Here is a 17,783-nt window from a genome sequence, read left to right on the forward strand (position 1 = left end):
TACATCAGTCAAAATTCTATTTCCCAACGATGATCTGGAACAAATATAAAAAATGCACCTCCAATTGTTAGTTACGACTAACAATTAGAGGTGCATTTCATATGGCACTTTTTTTGTTTGGCTGCGACTTATTTAGCACGCTCTTTTCTATGTTACACGGAAGTTTAGTAGTAATTATATTAACTATTTAGTATATAGAAGTATTTTTTTACTTATTTTGTTTAATTAACATAAAAAAATGTAAGATCAACTCATAAATAATATTACTAAATTCTTTTATAGTTGTTAATAACAGATGTCTTAAGTTTAATATAATTATTCAAGATCACTTTATCTTTAGTTAGAATTTCATAACTCTTAATATCTGAATATCTAAATTCTTTATTCGGTAATATATCAGTCTTTTTTCCCATTTCCTTTAGAGGGAATTTACTATAATATGTGGAAATTGGCTTAAAAGATATTTTTTCACGCTTACTAAAATTGTAATCAACAGGGGCTTTCAATTTTTCTAAAAAAAGGATGTAACTAGTTCCTTTTTCCATAATATTGTAACCTGCAAGAGATTGATAACGGTCCAATAAAAAAAAGCTAGGCTCATACACAAAAATCGATTGGCCTTTTTTTAAAGTACTGTTCTTAAAACTTTCCTCAATAATTACTTTTGATAATGTTGATTGACTTTTATAAGTCCTTTCGTCTAATAGCTTTACTTTGACAATAGCATCTGCTTTTTGTTGATAATGATCTAATTCCCTTAAATTGTTATCAAAATAAATATTTGCAAATGTACCTTCATCAAGCGATAATTGGTAATCATTCTTTATACTAATTTCTTTTAAATCGGTATTGTCAATATATGATAATCTTGTCATAATGCCAAAAACTATACTTAATATCATCATTATTAATATTGCAACGGTATATTTATGTTTTAAAACAAAAGTCATTTTTTTATCCAGCCTCACTTGAGTCATTATATAGCTTCCCATTTACCATTTTATATTTTTTATCAGCCAATATATTCAAGTCTTCCTTGTTATGACTCGCTAACAATATAGTTGCTCCTCTTTCTTTTTCACTTAAAAGAATTTGTCTTGTTAATTCAACACCATCTTCATCTAACGCATTAGTAGGTTCATCTAATATAATCAGGTCTGGTTTTTCCATAATAGCCTGTGCAATCCCTAGTCTTTGCTTCATACCTAATGAGTAGTTTTTCACTGGACTTGGGTCGTTAGGGTCTAACCCTACTCTTTCTATAGAATCTTTAACTTCTTCTGGTGTAATAAGTTTTTTAATTTTCGATAGAATTAAAAGGTTTTCATAAGCACTATAAAATGGCCAAAATCCCGGTGTTTCTATAATTACCCCTAAATTACTTGGAAAAGAAACGTCAATATGTAAAGTCTTTCCATCAACTGTTATTGATCCACTTGTTGGCTTTATTAGCCCACATATTGTTCTAAAAAACATAGTTTTACCAGAACCATTTCTACCATAAAAACCATAAATCTCCCCTTTTTTTAACTGCAGAGATATATTATCTAGAATTACTTTATTTTTAATTTTTTTACTTAATTCATTTACTTCTATATAGTTCAAGGGTTTTTCACTCCTACATTATATCCATTTTTTTAATTTTCTTTGTAAATAAAATTAATAGTATTAGTACCAATGTAACAATATAAAAAAACGAGAATGTAATATGGTAATTTGGAATATAAAATTCTATCAGTTCATTTCTTTCGCTCTTAGGAATCCATCCATCGTGCCAGGTTATAATACTCTGCGTGAAGGGAATATACTTTAATATATAAATATACTTAATAGAAAACTCGAATAAGTATCCTGAAAATAAAAGTGTTAGAATATTAATAGATATAACAGTTACAATACCATGTAAATTGCCTAATATAATACTTATATAGTTTGAAAGTATTAATATTAAAAAAAACTGAAAAGTTACTGTAAAAAAGACCACTGAAAGATTTACTATTTCGCTTTGTTCAAAATGCATTCCATGTACTATACCTACGATAAACAAGGTTATAAATTGGGTAAAGGTATAGGCTAAGTTATATAAAAATAATTTAAAAATTTGTTTATGCAACCAACTACCTCTCTTAGTAGTACGTGTAAATAAATAAATACCAAAATTATTTATTTTATTTGGAATGAAATTTCCTAGAAGTAGTAAAAGATAAAGCTGAGGTGCACACCAAAAAAGTACGGGTACAACATATTTTATTGTTTCAATTTGTACTGAACCATAGGTAATTAAAAAAAGGTCAAAAATGTTATCTGACATAAATACTAATTTTTGAGTTCCATTTATACCTAATAGAGTTGCAATTAATATTGAGATTAAAATAGTCTTAATGTTAAAATACTCTCTACTTCTAATATCAATTACCTCCATTTTATATCCTTATCTTTTATTACTAAAAAACCTACATAAAAAGAAATTAATATCGACACCGACAAACTACCTGTATTTAAATAATCATTCACGTTTAGTATGAAATTATTCTTATAAGTTAAGTACATAATTTTGTATATCGGATTAAAGTTATTGTTTAAACTTTCAACTATTTTTAGTGAGATTAAACAAAATAATATTAATAAAAGAGTAAAATACATATTCAAATAATAATTAATTATGTTATAAACAATGCCTAAAAAAACATAACCAAAAAATTGAATTATAAAACTTAGAAAAATAAATGTTACAACTTTCTGTTCTGAGTTTAAAAGTACTGGTATTGAAAATATGGCAGTAGTAATTAGAGAATAAAAAAAGGCCAAAATCCCGGTAATAAGACTTCTATCTCTCCACCATTCGAAAAGTTTGGTATATCTTGTTAAAAACCTTGAATTATTAAAATAAAATGAAACACTATTATTTAAAAGTAAAAACCCCGGTATAAGTAACAATAAACAAATATTAAATCTGTACATACTCTTATAAATATCCATTGGATTTAAATTACTAAATTTTACTATTGAAAAACTTCCAATTGCAAAGAATAGTATTATTAATGAATATGAAATTCGATTAAAAATGATCTTCTTTAACAAAAAGAATGGTGTGTATGCAATTATTTTGGTCTTCAATCCCCAAATTCCTTTCCAAGCTTATTACCTTTTGTGTACAGTATGTAAATACTTACAACCAGTAAACCAATTGACCATATTACTAATGTAGTTATAGAACTTTCCGAGCCTGGTTTTAATTGATTATATAAACTAAAATATGAAGCATGCATATATGAAAAAAATAGCTCTGAGATAATGTATACAATAAAAACCATAATAATATTTGTGATTCTGTTGTTAGAATTAATAAAATATATGGAAAAAGATAACACCCCAATAATCCCTGAAAATAAGCTTATAATTGATATATTTAAGAAATTATATAGCAATGGATGATTCATCCTTAATAAATCAAAAAGAACTTGGTTGCTATAATTTTGTATCCCATAATCATATGCCGGTAGGCTGAATTTATTATCGAAACCTTCTAAGGGAAATGAAATCATTACTAAAATTTGATTTATAGTTAAAGAAATAAAAAAGGTTATAAAAGTCATTATAAAAATTACGATTACTTTTGATTTAATGTAACTTTTATGATCAATCCTGGAAAGTATATTTTTCAATACTCCATTTTTATAATCTGTATAATATGAATCTGCATAAATACTAGAAGATAAAAGAGGAAGTAAAATCAACAAAGTACTTAACAAAAAGGTAGAATATGTACTTTGAATCAATGACTGTTCAGCTGAAGATCTAATAAAAGAAAGGTCTTGTCCATAAAAAGCAATACTATCAATAAAGAAAGAAGTACATGACAAAATTAGTAGAATAGCAAAAATGAATTTGAATTCCCTTCTATTAATACAATTATTAATCTCTATCAAGATCAAGTTTCTCAAATAATCTCCCTCTTTTTAAGTAATTTTAAGTAGTTCAAGAGACAGCAAAAAACCATTAGGTTTTATTACTTAAAGTCTACTCTACCAGATACAAAAGCTATTTGAGTTGACCAGTCCGGATTCTCCATACCCATCGCTACCTGATCGCCTTTGTTGTTAGCCGTGGTAAAATTAAGCTTTGTTGAAATATTATTATCTTTCTGAGCATACTTTGCTGATATTGCATTGTGATTTTCATCCGTTGCCCAAAAGTTTACTGAACCACTTGCATCAGTATTTTCTACAATATTTTGTAAGTATCTTTCATCAGTTACTTTAGTATGAGTACCAGTATAGTTATTAGCAGAATATGCAGGCAACCTATACCCTACGTAAGCTTGGTACGCTGCGGATGCAGCAGTTGGAATTAAAACACTCCCAACTAAAACTGAAGAAACTACTATTTTTTTAATATTCATTTTACATTTTTCCCCATTCTTTCCTTTTTTTGGTAATTTGCTGTCTTAAAATATAATAAATTATATTCATATATTATAAAAGTATTTTTTTTTAAAAACTCTAAATATAGGACTATATTACTAATATTCCGTCATTCAGTTCGTAGACTATAAAAACTAGGATTTACTGTATCGATCGCAGGTGTCTCTTAATCCATTTTTTATGTTAGGCGCTTTGTAAAAATCAAATAAAGATAACTTTTTTGTTGTGTACTTTTTCACATAAATTTCGTGAGGTTTTTTCGTGGTATTTGAATTAGGTTCACTTATTAAAAAAATTCTATACTTTCTAATACATAAAGAAAACCACCTAAAAAAGGTGGCTTTAAATATACTTCCGATGAATATTCTTCCCATCATAACTAAACAACACTGACTTATTCTCTATATTCGTTTCCAAATGAACCCCTCTACCCCATAACTGATGAATATAAGGCATTACCTTCTCAACATACTTCACATCAAGTTCCATATGTTCATAGGAATGCTTCAAATAAAGCTCTCCATTTTTTAAGTAATCCCCCTCTTGAACAACGATATATGGGAATCCTCCATTTACTCGACTAACCACAAGTTGATCACGGACGTTTTCCCATGCCTTATCAGTAACTTTATATTCCTTACCTTGTCGCTGGAATAAATACATATCTTCGCGCATAACTAGATCTTTCGTTAAGTAGTTTCGTATAAATGAACTATCAGATTCTAACTCACGTACTTCAAACATTTTTTCTCGACCACTACCAGGTTTTACTCCTAATTCTTTCATTTCTTTCGTTGGATTATTATATCGATCTTCAATATCTTCAAACATTCTTAGTCCTAAGTAGTACGGATTAATACTTGTTTTTGATGGCTGAACTACTCCTGCATTAAGCTTTGCGTATTCAATTGCTTCATTTGAATCAAGATTTAGTTCACGCATAATTCTTATATGCCAGTAACTTGCCCAGCCTTGTTTCATAATTTCATTTCAAGTTGTGGCCAAAATAGGCATTTCATCTCATTAAATTAAATTAAATTATTGTTCAAATGTTCTACCCTCATTCATCTGCTGTAATAATATAATTGAAGTAGAAAAAATATTGTCAATACCTCTTGCAAAAAAAAAATTTACTCATTTCAGAAAATCATTTCAATTGATAAAAAATTTCCAAATAAAAAAACTCGATTATATAGTCGAGTTTTCTCATATTTTTATACCACAGAAGAACTTATTTTCTTTATGCCCAACGATATTCTCAGTCAAACTATCTCGTTTAAGCCAGTTCATAACCTTTTATTTTATTTTCCTCATGCGTTAGAAGCTTTTTAAATTGGTAAATCTCTTCAGAATTCAATTCACCATTTGCGATTTTCTGAGATATTTTTTGTATTACTTCTTTTAATTCAAGAAATAAACCACTAGTTTCTGCTGATACTTCTTTATCGTTGTCAGTTGTTTCTAGTGATTTATTTGAAGATGTTTTAACCCTCTGTTGTACAACAATGGCACATACATCTTTTATCGTTAAACTTCGATCATTTGAAAGAATTGTTTTCATTTGTGTAATGATTTTTAGATCTTCATCTCCATATAACCTCTTATCTTTCCCTCTATAACGAATCGTTTTAAATTCCCATCCGCTTTTTTCTAAGGCTACTGACCAATCGCCAATAGTTGTTGTGCCTACCTTTAACTCTTTTGCAACTTGTACTCTATCTAAATAGCTTGAGTTCCGTTCATCGCTGTGAACAGGTATAACACTTTCCAACAATCTAAAAACCTTTTCGGACTCTTTCTCCTCTAATCCTTTTGTTAGATGTCCGTATGTGTTCATCGTAATCGTAATATCACTATGACCTAATCGTTCCTGAATATATTTGTAATCTGCCCCAGCTTCAATGCATAAGGAAGCATGCGTATGCCGAATGCAATGTGGTGTAATATGTTTATCAATCCCTACTAATTTAATATATTTATTTAAATGCCCCCTGACAGTTTTATATGTTAACGGGTAACCGTTCTGGTCAGGAAATATAAAATTATTATCCTTGTATACACGGTGATTTAGTAACTTTATTTTATCTTGTTCTATTTTATGTTTTTGTAAAATTGACACTAATTCTTCATTAATATCAATTGTACGTGATTTCCCATTTTTAGGTGTATTTATGATATATTCGCCTAACTTGCCTGTATCTTAAATAGATTTGGTAATCCTTAACTTAAGTGTCATAAAATCAACGTCCGTCCATTTTAAAGCTCGTATTTCCCCTATTCGCATACCTGTTAAGGCCAGCGTTGCAAATAATGGGAAATCAGGGTAATCTCCAAAATTAAATACAGTTTCAAGAAATTGATTTAATTCTTCTTTTTCCAAAAAGATAACGGACCCCACATCTTTTTCTAATTCTTCAACTGTAGTTTGCTCTTTTGGATACTCATATCCTGAGGATGGATCAGTTTTTATTATTTTATATTTAAGTGCATACTTAAAAATTAAATTTCCCGCAATTTTGATATTTCTTAAAGTACTTACCTTATGATTTTTTGCCAATTCATTCATTCTTTGATCAAACATTTTATTGGTAATTTTCTGAATTGGATATGTACCCCAAACGGGTAAAAAATGTGCTTTAATAATGTTCATTTTACTATGAATAGTACCAGGTTTTACATTAGAAGTCCTGTAAGAAATAAGCCAATCATCAAAAACTTGTGAAAATGTAACATTTGTTTCTGATAAATAAGTACCGTTCTCTATCTGCCACTCAATCTGCAAAGCTGCAGCTTTAGCTTCAGATTTCGATTTAAAGCCACCTTTTGTAATTTCCCTCCGTTTCCCCGTTAAAGGATCCTTGGGCAAATAGATACGATATTCATAGGTGTTATTTCTTTTTCTTATATTCGCCATCAATTATCTCCTTTACCAGATTTTTTTTCATATCAAGATTATAGATAGTACTTGCCAAATTATAAGCTTTATTAAATGATTATCCGTTATATTTATTTTATCAGAAGATAATTCTTTATTAATTTGTAACATTTACCATTCGACCGTCATATTTTTTCTGAACTTTCAATAAAATAAATAGTGTAATTTCTAGCGAAGGGATGAAGATAAGAAAAATAAAAGTAAAGTTATGAACGAAAAAAAGTTGAATATTAGGGCCTATCGGTCTAGTACTCAAGCGAAGCATGGGTTTGGATTGATAAGTGTTCCATTTATTTGATTGGATTATTATTTTAGTCATATTTTCCCATGCTAATTCTTTTATTTTGGAAAGGATTGGTACATTGTTTAATTTTAAATTTGATTTTGATGAAAAAAAAATGGAAGAATTATTTGTAAAAGAAATGAATGAACGCTTAGACAAATTAGAGCACCAAAGTTTACTAATGGATAGCCAACAACTTTGTGAATATTTACAACTATGTTGGGTAACCATTGATAAGGAATTCTTATATGATCCAGAATTCCCAAGTCTGAGATATGGTCGGAAGTGGTTGTTTCCTCGGGATGAAGTTGAAGTTTATGTGAAAAACAAATGGATTGACCGTTACAGGTTTGGAGGAAAGAAGAAGAAAAACACAATAATTAACTAAAAGCTGGACCAATCATGGTCCAGCTTTTTAACTTGTAGTATTAAATTTTTATTGTTGAATTTTTTAACAACTAAGTTTAACTAGAGGGTTTTCATTATTCTCTTTTTATACATCGCATCGATTTTCTCACGATTTTCCCTAAAGATTTCTAAAGTAGTTGTACCATGCTCTTTTTTAGCATGATTACCAAAATGACTATAGCTTTTCCAATTTTCACATAGTGGACATGGGATATAATTTTTTATTTTATACTTTTTATATGAAGAATAGGGTGCTTCTAATTTATTTTTCTCTTTATTCCCACCGTGAACTCTAATATGACCTAAGACAACCTTTTCGGCACATTCTTCAAGTGAAATAGTGTTTTTAGAGTATTGGTTTTTGCCTTTACCTGAATCAAAAAGAGTTTTCAATTCAATCATTAAATTGAAATCTTTAACATTATATTGTCTGTAAGGACCTATTTTAATAAATTCCCATCCACTTGCTTCAAGTGCATTTACATAACTATGAAAAGTATCTCTTGATACTCCTATACGATCAATGATTTTTGTTCTTTCTACAATTTCGAACTTAATAGGGTCTATTAACTTACTATAATTTTCGGATGATTTTTTTTGTTCAATTTGAACAAGTTTTCCACAAGAAATATTAATAGATCCTACTAAAATTGCTTTTCTATATTCCGCAATAATGTGGGATAGATTATCCTGATAAATTAATTCGGGCAACATTTTATGAGTTCTTTTGGAGTGATACTGCCGGAAAGTTCTGGCTTGTAACCATGATTTACATAAAGGACAATAAAGATAATGCTTCTCATTTATTGCCTCAATTTCGTATCTTTTTAAAACACTTTTGGTAAATGATTTAGGTTTATCCCTATTTGTAAATACTTTGTTAATAGGAATTTCAATAAGTTGAATAGGCTTATTTTCATCTATTTGTCCCCTAGAATTAACCAGTACCTCTTCTTTAAATAAGTTTTCCAATCCTTCTACGTTTGAATCTGGAGGTTCATTGTACATAAGTGTACTTTTAAGTTCCTGTTTTTCAACTCTTTCTCGAAAATTTTCTATTAACGAAGCTATTTTTTTGGTTTTGTTTGTCCCGTTTAGTTTGCAATACTTTGTAAACCAATTTGATAGTTCTGAATTTAGTTTAATTTCAATGCGGTCTACCTTATTCATTTTCCTATTTCCTCCTAATTAAATAATAAAGGTGATCTGAAATTCGGAAGAATCATAGGTTAATAAATTATAAAAAAAGAATATATAGTTTAACCCTTGAAGCTAGATAAACAATTTTATTTTTGCAATTCAGTGCTAATTCTCTTTTATGAGATTTGTTTTTTACTGGATACGCAAAGCGTTTCTTAATGGGGATTTTTCATACGGTTTTCTTGTAAACTTGTCCGTGAAATTGTCCGCACTTTTTTTATTTATATTTAATTCTATAAAAAGTGAAATAAAAAAAACCTTGAAATTACAAGGTTTTTTTATTATATTTTCTCGACTACTACAGCGGTTCCATATGCTACAATTTCACTCATGTTTTGCCCTATTTCACCTGAATCAAAGCGCATCATAATAATTGCATTTGCATCCATTTCACTAGCATTTTTAGTCATTCGATCCATCGCTTCTTTTCTTGCATCCTCAAGCATTGCAGTGTATTGTTTGATTTCTCCACCAACAAGACTTTTTAGACCAGCTAAAATATCGCCACCCAGTCCTCTACTACGTACAATTACTCCAAATACAGGACCTTTTACTTCAACTAGTTTATACCCTTCAATATTTTCAGTTGTAACTACGATCATATTGTTCACCTCAAAATTTTTATTCTTCACACAAATATATTTATTCAATTTTGTGAATGTATTTCAATCCCATTTTTAAATTTCATTAGTTAAAAATGGAAAATTTGAAACGTATAATGTATTAATTCTATGTAATAGTTTTAATCCCTTTATACTAGAGATAAATTCATATCTTAGAAAATTATTATTCGTTAACATTTCCAACAGTGATTTTCTACTTCAATTGATGCCTTGTCATTTACATCAATAAATTTAGTGTTAAACTGCTTATACCACTCTTTTTCATATTGATATAATTTCATATTTTGGTCAAATGAACCTCTTCTTTTTGACAAATCATTTTGTTTTCTTCATTCAAGAGTTTCAAATTCAGCATCTAAATAAATAATTAAATCAGATCTGCATTTTCGAAGTTGATTTAATTCATCTTTTAAACCATAGCGAAATCTTATTTCATCATAATATTTTCTACATTTAATTACCAACAAAATGTAAATTGGACTATAATAATGTTATATTATCATTTTTATTTAAAGGTAGTTTAAGGAGAATTTATGCTAAGAATTTTCGTCATAATCGGTGGTTTACTTGTAATATTATTTATCCTTTATGGTCCAATCCCGAGTTTACTAACACGTTTATTTAAATTTTTTTCAATACATACAGTTTCAATTAATAATCAAAAACGCATTGCTTTAACTTTTGATGATGGTCCCCATCCAGTTTATACGACTTTACTTTTAGATTTACTCCAAAGTCATTCAATTAAAGCAACTTTTTTTGTATTAGGATCAGAGGCAGAAAAGTATCCTGCGATCATTAAAAGGATACATGAAGATGGTCACTTAATCGGAATACACAATTATAAACATAAATGTAATTGGTTTCTCAGTCCAAAACATTTAAATAATCAAATCGAAAAGACTGCAAGTATTATTAAGAAAATAACGAACAGTGATGCAATTTACTATCGACCACCTTGGGGGTTAGTTTCACTGCCACTTCTATTTCAGAAAAAGCTTAAAATTATTTTATGGTCTGTCATGGCAAATGATTGGAGTAGTAAAAAAGGAAGTGAAGGCATTTATTCTCTTTTGTTAAATCAAACGAAACCAGGAGCAATTATTTTATTACATGATAATGGAGATACATTTGGTGCAGATGAGGATGCTCCTATTCATACAATAAAAGCATTAGAGAGATTTATTGGATATTGTTTACAAAACCAATATCAATTTGTTAGGATTGATCATTAGCTAATTAAACCCAAACACCACAAGGAAACTCTATACCTTGTGGTGTTTTTACATATTTATAAAGTTATTAGTCATAAAATTTTAAGAAATTGAACTAAAAATATCATTAACAATTAATTGAGAACTAAATCCTTTATTTAATGCAGTTAATGATGATTTCATTTGTTCTAAATGATTTGATTTGAAAAGAATTCGATTAATATAAAAAGTTAATTCATTTAACGACTTTACTGTTACTGAAGCACCCGCATTTTCAAATATTCGGGAATTCTCTTTTTCTTGACCTGGTGTTGGTTTATATAGGATTGTCGGTAAATTACATGCAATACATTCTGATAATGTAATACCACCAGGCTTGGTAATTAAGAGATCAGATTTTTTATACAAATTACGAATATTATTTACGTAGCCAAATACTTGTAGTCGATCTTTGTATTCTTCATTTAACTTACTTAATTTATTATAAAGGATGTGATTATAGCCACAAACAACTGCTACTTTAAGTTTTGTTTCAACAAGTAACTGCTTGGCCATTTTTTCTACATCCTTTAATAATCCAACTGCCCCAGCAACTATTAATATTTGATCGTTAGATTTCGAATTACTTGTACCTTCATTTAAAAAATCTATTTCTTTAAATTCTTGGCGAAGAGGTATCCCAGATACAAATATTTTCGATAGAGAAACACCTAAATTCACCATTTGATGTATTAATCCTTCCGTCGCTATATAGTATCGATCGATTTCATTATGAATCCATGAACGGTGAATATAATAGTCTGTAACTACTGTATATAATTTACAAGGATGTGAAGAATATTTTTTCCATTTTGCTACAGATCCAACTGGAAACGTAGTAATGATAATATCAGGCTTCTCTTTTTGAAGAATACTTTTTATATTCTTTCCGCATAATTCTAAAAGCCTGTCAAAAATGACTGTGCTGAATAATTTCTCAGTCCCATAAAAGAACCATTTATAAATTGTTTGGGCATGCTGGAATAATTGCAAATGAATATTTTTTGCAAATACATTTATTGTTGGATATGCTTCTTCATATATATCAATTATTGTTACATCGTTAAAGTTAATATGTTCAAACTCACTTTTTAACGCTTTTGATACTTCTTTATGCCCATTTCCAAAACTCGATGTAACGACAAGTATTTTTGGTTGCAATACCATACTAATCAACCTCTTTTGAATAGACAAATTAATTAAACGAATGTATGAATTAACATTGAGATTACAACTGCAAATGAAAGATAGTAATGCCAGTTTTTATCTTTTCGTTTATATCTTAAAAAACCGAATATTCCTAATGGAAGTAGTAGCAAATAAGTTATAACACCTGAAATATAAACAGCATCTGTTTTCCATTCAAAAAAAGTCATAATCACAGAGTGTACTGTAATTAAAGCAAAAGTAATTAACGCGATTGGGACATGTATTAACTTGCACCATTTCAATAATTTACCTAAGAATTTCTTAAATTGTTTTTTGTCATTTAATTTTTTAAATCTAATTAAAAAATAAAGCGGAAAGAGAACAAATGCGGCAAATACACCTATTCTTCCAAGGGAACCTTTATCTTTCGCATACATTTTTAAAGGATTTATTTTATGAAAACCATTTTGGATTCCATTTTGTATATGAGGTCCCATATTCGTTAATAATTCAGTACGATGCGAAACTTTCCACCCTGCAATGACAAAAATTATGATTGAAATTGCTAATGCTATATAAATTAATTTTCTCTCAGATTTATTTTTTATCCAATTACTAATCATTTTGATTTGTTCCTTTCAAATTTTGAAAAAATATTAGCAAACACATAATCCATTTTCTCCTCCTTTTATATACAAACTAATGTACAAAATAAAAGTGAAAATTTAATGAAAATAGTATTATGTTTTCCTAAAATTGATTCATTTGTTTAGATTCAATTTATTTTTTCTTAATAAATTTTCTAATTACATCGATTAATATTGGAATGATTGATACGAAAATAATCCCAATCGTTAATAGCCCAAAATGATTTTTAACAAAAGGAATATTACCAAAAAAGTAACCAATCGATACCATTAGTCCAACCCAAAGCGTCGCTCCGAAAATGTTATATGAAATAAATTTTGAATAGTTCATTTCACCGATCCCTGCTACAAACGGAGCAAAAGTTCTAACAATCGGAATAAACCTTGCTAATACAATAAATTTAGGACCTTTTTGTTTGTAAAAGTTTTCAGTTTCATGAATGTATTTCGTATTTATTTTTTTGCTCTTACTTAATTTACTACCGAATTTCTTACCTATAAAATAATTTAAAGAATCACCTAAACTTGCTGCTACTATGAAAAGGACTAATAATCCAAAAAAGTTTAATAAATGTAAGGAAGCAAGTGCACCTGCTGTAAAAATTAATGAATCTCCTGGTAAAAATGGTGTCACAACAAGTCCGGTTTCCAATAAAATAATCAAAAATAAGATGAAATAAGTTATTGCCCCATAATTGTGCACAAAAGTTAATAAATGTTGATCTAAATGCAATATGAGATCAATAATATTTTTAATAATCTCCATATAACTCTAACTCCCTTAAAAATCATTCTCTATATGTTTGTCTTAATTTGAAATAAATTTGAAATCGGAATTTTAATTTTAAAACTGCTTCCCTTACCGAATTCACTATTTACTATAATTTCTCCATTTAAAGACTCTATAATCGATTTTGCGATCGATAAACCGAGTCCAGTATTTCCTTCATCTCTCGACCTATGCTCTTCTATTCGATAAAACCGATTAAATATTTTGTCTTGTTGCTCTTTTGGAATTCCAATACCATTATCATTTATTTCATAATAGAAATAGTTTGCTTTTTTTTCTGATTTTACATAGTAATTTAATGAAATGGTATAGTCCTCATTTGAGTATTTAATTGCATTATCAACAAAGATATTAATCAATTGTTTTAAACTTTCTTGATTTGTTTTAACAATAAATTTCTCTTCATTTAAAAGCTTGATTATTTGTTTTTTTTCTGATGCCTTATATTGCCATGCTTTTTGAATTTGTTCCGAAAAGACATCGATTCTAAATTCTTCTCTATTCACTTTGGCGATTTGTTTATGATCAAGTCTTGCTAGAAAAAGTAATTGATGGACTAGATTACGTGTATCACTTAATTCCTTTTTTAAATCTGTTAAGGTTTCTTTTCCGAAATCAGATAGGCGATCTTGTTCAACGCTTAATACATCAATACCGGCTTGTAATACTGATAAAGGTGTTCTTAGTTCATGTGAAGCATTTTCCACGAATTCTTGTTGTTCTTTATAAGATGCAATAATTGGTTCCATTGCCTGATTTGTAATTTTCTTTCCGAAGTAGTATGCCATAAAACAAAAGATGATTGAGAGCAAAAATGAGATACTGATAAACTGCTTTATTAAATAAATAACCGACGATAAATCTTTACCACTATAAATTGTCCCAAGGTAATGGTTTGATGAATCATACACATTTTCTGCAGCAATCATTAAATTTAGTTCTTCTTTATCATGAGGATCAATTCGTTTAATAACGACTTTATTATGAATAGGATTAATCTGTTTTAAAACTTTTTCTATATCCCTTGTATACCCGGGTGCTGTTTCATCATAGATTTCAAATCCGTTATTTTTATTTAAAAAATAATTAAAATAAACATTTTTACGTTTATGTTTTCTTTGAGTAATGTCATCATTTGGACCTAGAGAAGTAGCATTCATTTTTACTTCTTTTATTTCTTGCTTTAACACTGTGATTAGATCACTCTTTTGGTCTAAGTAAATGTAAAACGACATTACAATTCCCACTGAAATATTAAATAAAATAATGAAAATCATTAAAATTCTAAGATTGAAAAATGTTAATCGCTTGCTAATTTGATGAAATAATGAAATCTCATTTTTCGATTGTATAACCAACACCTCTAACACTCTTTATATAAGTTCTGTCATTTGGTAGATCAATTTTTTTTCTTAGATTTTTTACATACGCTTCAACAGCATTACTTGTTACTTCTGATTCAATTCCCCAAACTCTTTCAAAAATAACTTCTCTAGTGAGCACAATCCCTCTATTTTTTACTAATAAATCAAATAATTGTAATTCTCTTTGCGTTAAAATAATTTGTTCATTGCCTCTACTTAAACTAAAATTTGTCCGATTATAAGTTAAGTCTTCAATCGTGATGACTTCATCTTGAAGTGGTGCAAAATTCCTTCGATTGAGTACTTTAATTCTTGCGGCAAGCTCACTAAAATCAAATGGTTTGATTAAATAGTCATCCGCTCCAGCTTCTAATCCTTCAACACGGTGATTAATACTATCTCTGGCTGTTAACATTAAGATAGGTCCTTTAAATCCATCTCTTCTAAGCTTTTTACATATTTCTAAACCACTAATTTCAGGTAACATCCAGTCCAAAATAAGTAAATCAAAATCATAGTGGATAGCTAATTCCAATGCTTGCTTTCCGTTTGTAGTCCATTCGATTTGAAATGGAGTTTGTGTTTTTAACAAATGGGTCGTCATTTTCCCTAATTTTTGATCGTCTTCAGCAAATAAAATTTTCAAAAGATGTCTCCTCTATTTAGTTCTTAATTAGGAACTCAAATTCTTTTTCTTATTATTTGGTAACTTTTTTATTATTCTTTCATATAACTTCAATAATATTTTCATTATTGGTTCCGTTAACGATGATGTTTTTAAAACAACAATTGCAACTACACCAGCCAAAATAAATGCACCAATTATATCAAATGGATAATGTACCCCAACAAAGATTCTGGAAATACCAACTAATATCGCCCAAACAAATGAAATCAAACCTAATCGATCTTTTCTAAACAATAAAATAAGCGCAGTAGAAAATACTAATGTCCCGTGATCACTTACAAAAGATGAGTCGGACGAATGTGAAATCAATTTGGTCACATGGTGATTAACGAATGGTCGCGCGTGGTAATAAAATTGGTGGATAATAAAGTTACCACCTAGTGCTAAAATAAGTGTTAAACCAATATAAAAGGCTGTATACTTACGTTCGGTTCCTTTTTGAATCCATAAATAACATAAAATTCCTATTACGATTAAAATGGCAGATTTAGATAAAAATATCATTACACTATCTAAAGCAGGCCATTTGCCAGCAAAACTATTTATTAATTTAAATATTGAGTAGTTCATTAAAATTTCCTCCATTTTTTTGATCGGAAATTATTATATAAAAGTTTTATGAAAAATTGATGAAAATTTAATTGGGATTTTCTATTACAAATAAAAAAAGACCTATTGATAAATAGATCCTTTTAACAAGATTAAGTCTGATGGAGGAATTTTTACTCCACTATGGAACAGAAAAAATTGTAGTTTCTTATTATTTACCTTACAGCTGATTTAATAAACGTTCTTCAATAATGTGTTTATAAATTATTTCTGCTAATTCTTTTTCTACTTCTAATCTTGAATCTTCAGATAATTCAAACTGACATCCGTTCAAAATAAATATCATTCCAAATTGTTTTTCTTCATGCCAATATAAGTTGCTGATTAATCCGTATGCTTCACCCGCATGCCCGATCATTTCTTTGTAACCCGGTAAAAAGTCGTGGCTAATATGAAAACCAAGCCCCATTTTACTAAAGAAGTGATTATTTTCTTCTCTAGACCATTGAATTGATGTCATTAATTTTGACGTTTTTTGTTCAAGAATTTGGTGTCCATTTAAACTCCCACTTAACATATGTACCCGTAAAAACTTACTTAATTCAACTGCGGATGTCCTTAGTCCACCTTGAGGTTCAAATAATCCTCCATGTTTACCGATGATGTATTGGTCCCAATGATTCTTAGAATATCCACTCTGCCTAATATCATCAATTGATACTTTATATTCGTTTGTATCTTTATTTTTTTCATAAAGGTTTGCCAGTTCATGGCTTTTATTAAAATTAGCATACGAAAATGCTACATTCTTCATTTCTAAAGGTTCAAAAATATTTTGTTTGATATATTGGTCAAAGCGTAACTTAGTGACTTTTTCTATTATTGCACCGCATATGATCGCACCAATATTTGAATACATCCATTGATCTCCTGGTTTCCAATCCCCCCATATTTCTTTCGTAAAATACTTTCCATTTTCATCTATTAATTCTGTAAGTTGTAATGAAAAATCTGAATGGCCATCTTTAATGTACTTAGCATAAACACTATTTGAAGCATCGTCCGAGTTAAGTGATGATGTATGAGTTAATATTTGTCTCAAGGTAATTGAAGAATTACGGAATTTAGGATTTCTTACTTTAAAACCTAAATAATGACTAATATCTTGATTTAAATCGATTAGTTTTCTTTCGACTAATTGCATGATTGCAGTAGCAGTAAAAAGTTTTGAAATAGAAGCAATTCGAAACATCGTATTTTCTGTAACTAATTCTTTTGTTTCTAAATTACGATAACCATAAGCATCGGACCAAATCAGTTTATCTTTTAAAACCGCAGCAGCTTGAAACCCGACAATATTAAATTTATCCATTATTAATTGAATTTCTTTTGATAAAATTTTATTTTTATGTTGTATAATTTTGTTTTGCATTTTAACCTCTCCTATCTATAAATTTCAAGTGAATTTCA

18 protein-coding genes and 1 pseudogene are annotated in these 17,783 nt (G+C 28.8%); 2 read left to right on the forward strand and 17 right to left on the reverse strand.

Annotated elements, in window-relative coordinates; all coding sequences use genetic code 11:
• Positions 1-266 precede the first annotated feature (266 nt).
• From BM319_RS03705 to BM319_RS03745, 8 genes and pseudogenes are all read right to left on the reverse strand, one after another.
• Positions 267-977 (reverse strand): hypothetical protein, encoded by a 711-nt coding sequence (locus BM319_RS03705; RefSeq protein WP_091021342.1) that lies wholly within the window; start codon positions 975-977, stop codon positions 267-269.
• Complete coding sequence (locus tag BM319_RS03710; protein ID WP_091021343.1) at positions 955-1,605, reverse strand: ATP-binding cassette domain-containing protein; 651 nt, start codon at positions 1,603-1,605, stop codon at positions 955-957. Before BM319_RS03710 ends, BM319_RS03705 begins: the two co-directional genes overlap by 23 nt.
• A gap of 13 nt (positions 1,606-1,618) precedes the next feature.
• Positions 1,619-2,422 (reverse strand): DUF2705 family protein, encoded by an 804-nt coding sequence (locus tag BM319_RS03715; protein WP_091021344.1) that lies wholly within the window; start codon positions 2,420-2,422, stop codon positions 1,619-1,621.
• A gap of 691 nt (positions 2,423-3,113) precedes the next feature.
• The gene (locus BM319_RS03725; RefSeq protein WP_091021346.1) at positions 3,114-3,944 is read right to left on the reverse strand and encodes a hypothetical protein; all 831 of its coding nucleotides are present in this window, start codon (positions 3,942-3,944) and stop codon (positions 3,114-3,116) included.
• A gap of 65 nt (positions 3,945-4,009) precedes the next feature.
• Entirely contained in the window at positions 4,010-4,402 is a 393-nt protein-coding gene (locus tag BM319_RS03730; RefSeq protein ID WP_091021347.1) for a hypothetical protein, read from the reverse strand.
• A 364-nt stretch (positions 4,403-4,766) separates the two neighbouring features.
• Positions 4,767-5,431 (reverse strand): annotated as a pseudogene (locus tag BM319_RS03735) (SpoVR family protein); the annotation flags it as partial.
• A 269-nt stretch (positions 5,432-5,700) separates the two neighbouring features.
• Positions 5,701-6,600: a tyrosine-type recombinase/integrase gene (locus BM319_RS03740; RefSeq protein ID WP_091021348.1), complete on the reverse strand. Its 900-nt coding sequence runs from the start codon at positions 6,598-6,600 to the stop codon at positions 5,701-5,703.
• Positions 6,601-6,624: 24 nt separating this feature from the next.
• Positions 6,625-7,338 (reverse strand): site-specific integrase, encoded by a 714-nt coding sequence (locus tag BM319_RS03745; RefSeq protein WP_091021349.1) that lies wholly within the window; start codon positions 7,336-7,338, stop codon positions 6,625-6,627.
• 302 nt (positions 7,339-7,640) lie between these two features.
• Here BM319_RS03745 and BM319_RS03750 point away from each other — a divergent pair, with 302 nt between their 5' ends.
• Positions 7,641-8,030, forward strand: coding sequence for a helix-turn-helix domain-containing protein (locus BM319_RS03750; protein WP_175495546.1), 390 nt, complete (start codon positions 7,641-7,643; stop codon positions 8,028-8,030).
• A gap of 80 nt (positions 8,031-8,110) precedes the next feature.
• Here the strand turns inward: BM319_RS03750 and BM319_RS03755 are convergent, their stop codons facing one another.
• Both BM319_RS03755 and BM319_RS03760 read right to left on the reverse strand, forming a co-directional pair.
• Positions 8,111-9,022, reverse strand: a complete 912-nt coding sequence (locus BM319_RS03755) for a hypothetical protein (RefSeq protein ID WP_139226480.1) — start codon at positions 9,020-9,022, stop codon at positions 8,111-8,113.
• Between the two features lie 509 nt (positions 9,023-9,531).
• Positions 9,532-9,852, reverse strand: coding sequence for a YbjQ family protein (locus BM319_RS03760; RefSeq protein WP_088011817.1), 321 nt, complete (start codon positions 9,850-9,852; stop codon positions 9,532-9,534).
• Positions 9,853-10,406: 554 nt separating this feature from the next.
• Between BM319_RS03760 and BM319_RS03765 the strand changes: the two genes are divergently transcribed.
• A complete protein-coding gene (locus BM319_RS03765) occupies positions 10,407-11,108 on the forward strand; it encodes a polysaccharide deacetylase family protein (RefSeq protein WP_069032596.1) in 702 nt (233 codons plus the stop codon).
• An 81-nt stretch (positions 11,109-11,189) separates the two neighbouring features.
• Here BM319_RS03765 and BM319_RS03770 read toward each other — a convergent pair whose 3' ends face one another.
• From BM319_RS03770 to BM319_RS03800, 7 genes are all read right to left on the reverse strand, one after another.
• Entirely contained in the window at positions 11,190-12,293 is a 1,104-nt protein-coding gene (locus BM319_RS03770) for an MGDG synthase family glycosyltransferase (protein WP_069032595.1), read from the reverse strand.
• Positions 12,294-12,325: 32 nt separating this feature from the next.
• Positions 12,326-12,898, reverse strand: a complete 573-nt coding sequence (locus BM319_RS03775; protein ID WP_091021351.1) for a hypothetical protein — start codon at positions 12,896-12,898, stop codon at positions 12,326-12,328.
• A gap of 157 nt (positions 12,899-13,055) precedes the next feature.
• On the reverse strand, positions 13,056-13,688 hold the full coding sequence (locus tag BM319_RS03780) for a VTT domain-containing protein (RefSeq protein ID WP_091021352.1): 633 nt from the start codon (positions 13,686-13,688) through the stop codon (positions 13,056-13,058).
• Positions 13,689-13,717: 29 nt separating this feature from the next.
• On the reverse strand, positions 13,718-14,947 hold the full coding sequence (locus BM319_RS03785; RefSeq protein WP_175495547.1) for a sensor histidine kinase: 1,230 nt from the start codon (positions 14,945-14,947) through the stop codon (positions 13,718-13,720).
• A gap of 100 nt (positions 14,948-15,047) precedes the next feature.
• Positions 15,048-15,722, reverse strand: coding sequence for a response regulator transcription factor (locus BM319_RS03790; protein ID WP_069032591.1), 675 nt, complete (start codon positions 15,720-15,722; stop codon positions 15,048-15,050).
• 27 nt (positions 15,723-15,749) lie between these two features.
• Complete coding sequence (locus BM319_RS03795) at positions 15,750-16,334, reverse strand: phosphatase PAP2 family protein (RefSeq protein ID WP_069032590.1); 585 nt, start codon at positions 16,332-16,334, stop codon at positions 15,750-15,752.
• Positions 16,335-16,533: 199 nt separating this feature from the next.
• Positions 16,534-17,745, reverse strand: coding sequence for a serine hydrolase domain-containing protein (locus BM319_RS03800; RefSeq protein WP_091021355.1), 1,212 nt, complete (start codon positions 17,743-17,745; stop codon positions 16,534-16,536).
• Positions 17,746-17,783 lie beyond the last annotated feature (38 nt).

The sequence above is a fragment of the Bacillus sp. UNCCL81 genome (assembly GCF_900112535.1).
GTDB classification, from domain to species: domain Bacteria; phylum Bacillota; class Bacilli; order Bacillales; family Bacillaceae_G; genus Gottfriedia; species Gottfriedia luciferensis_B.

Coding starts and splice junctions, on each gene's coding strand:
- BM319_RS03730 (WP_091021347.1), bottom strand. CDS start 4,402: ATGAATATTAAAAAAATAGTAGTTTCTTCAGTTTTAGTTGGGAGTGTT.
- BM319_RS03775 (WP_091021351.1), bottom strand. CDS start 12,898: ATGATTAGTAATTGGATAAAAAATAAATCTGAGAGAAAATTAATTTAT.
- BM319_RS03780 (WP_091021352.1), bottom strand. CDS start 13,688: ATGGAGATTATTAAAAATATTATTGATCTCATATTGCATTTAGATCAA.
- BM319_RS03715 (WP_091021344.1), bottom strand. CDS start 2,422: ATGGAGGTAATTGATATTAGAAGTAGAGAGTATTTTAACATTAAGACT.
- BM319_RS03785 (WP_175495547.1), bottom strand. CDS start 14,947: ATGTCGTTTTACATTTACTTAGACCAAAAGAGTGATCTAATCACAGTG.
- BM319_RS03760 (WP_088011817.1), bottom strand. CDS start 9,852: ATGATCGTAGTTACAACTGAAAATATTGAAGGGTATAAACTAGTTGAA.
- BM319_RS03745 (WP_091021349.1), bottom strand. CDS start 7,338: ATGGCGAATATAAGAAAAAGAAATAACACCTATGAATATCGTATCTAT.
- BM319_RS03770 (WP_069032595.1), bottom strand. CDS start 12,293: ATGGTATTGCAACCAAAAATACTTGTCGTTACATCGAGTTTTGGAAAT.
- BM319_RS03795 (WP_069032590.1), bottom strand. CDS start 16,334: ATGAACTACTCAATATTTAAATTAATAAATAGTTTTGCTGGCAAATGG.
- BM319_RS03705 (WP_091021342.1), bottom strand. CDS start 977: ATGACTCAAGTGAGGCTGGATAAAAAAATGACTTTTGTTTTAAAACAT.
- BM319_RS03800 (WP_091021355.1), bottom strand. CDS start 17,745: ATGCAAAACAAAATTATACAACATAAAAATAAAATTTTATCAAAAGAA.
- BM319_RS03765 (WP_069032596.1), top strand. CDS start 10,407: ATGCTAAGAATTTTCGTCATAATCGGTGGTTTACTTGTAATATTATTT.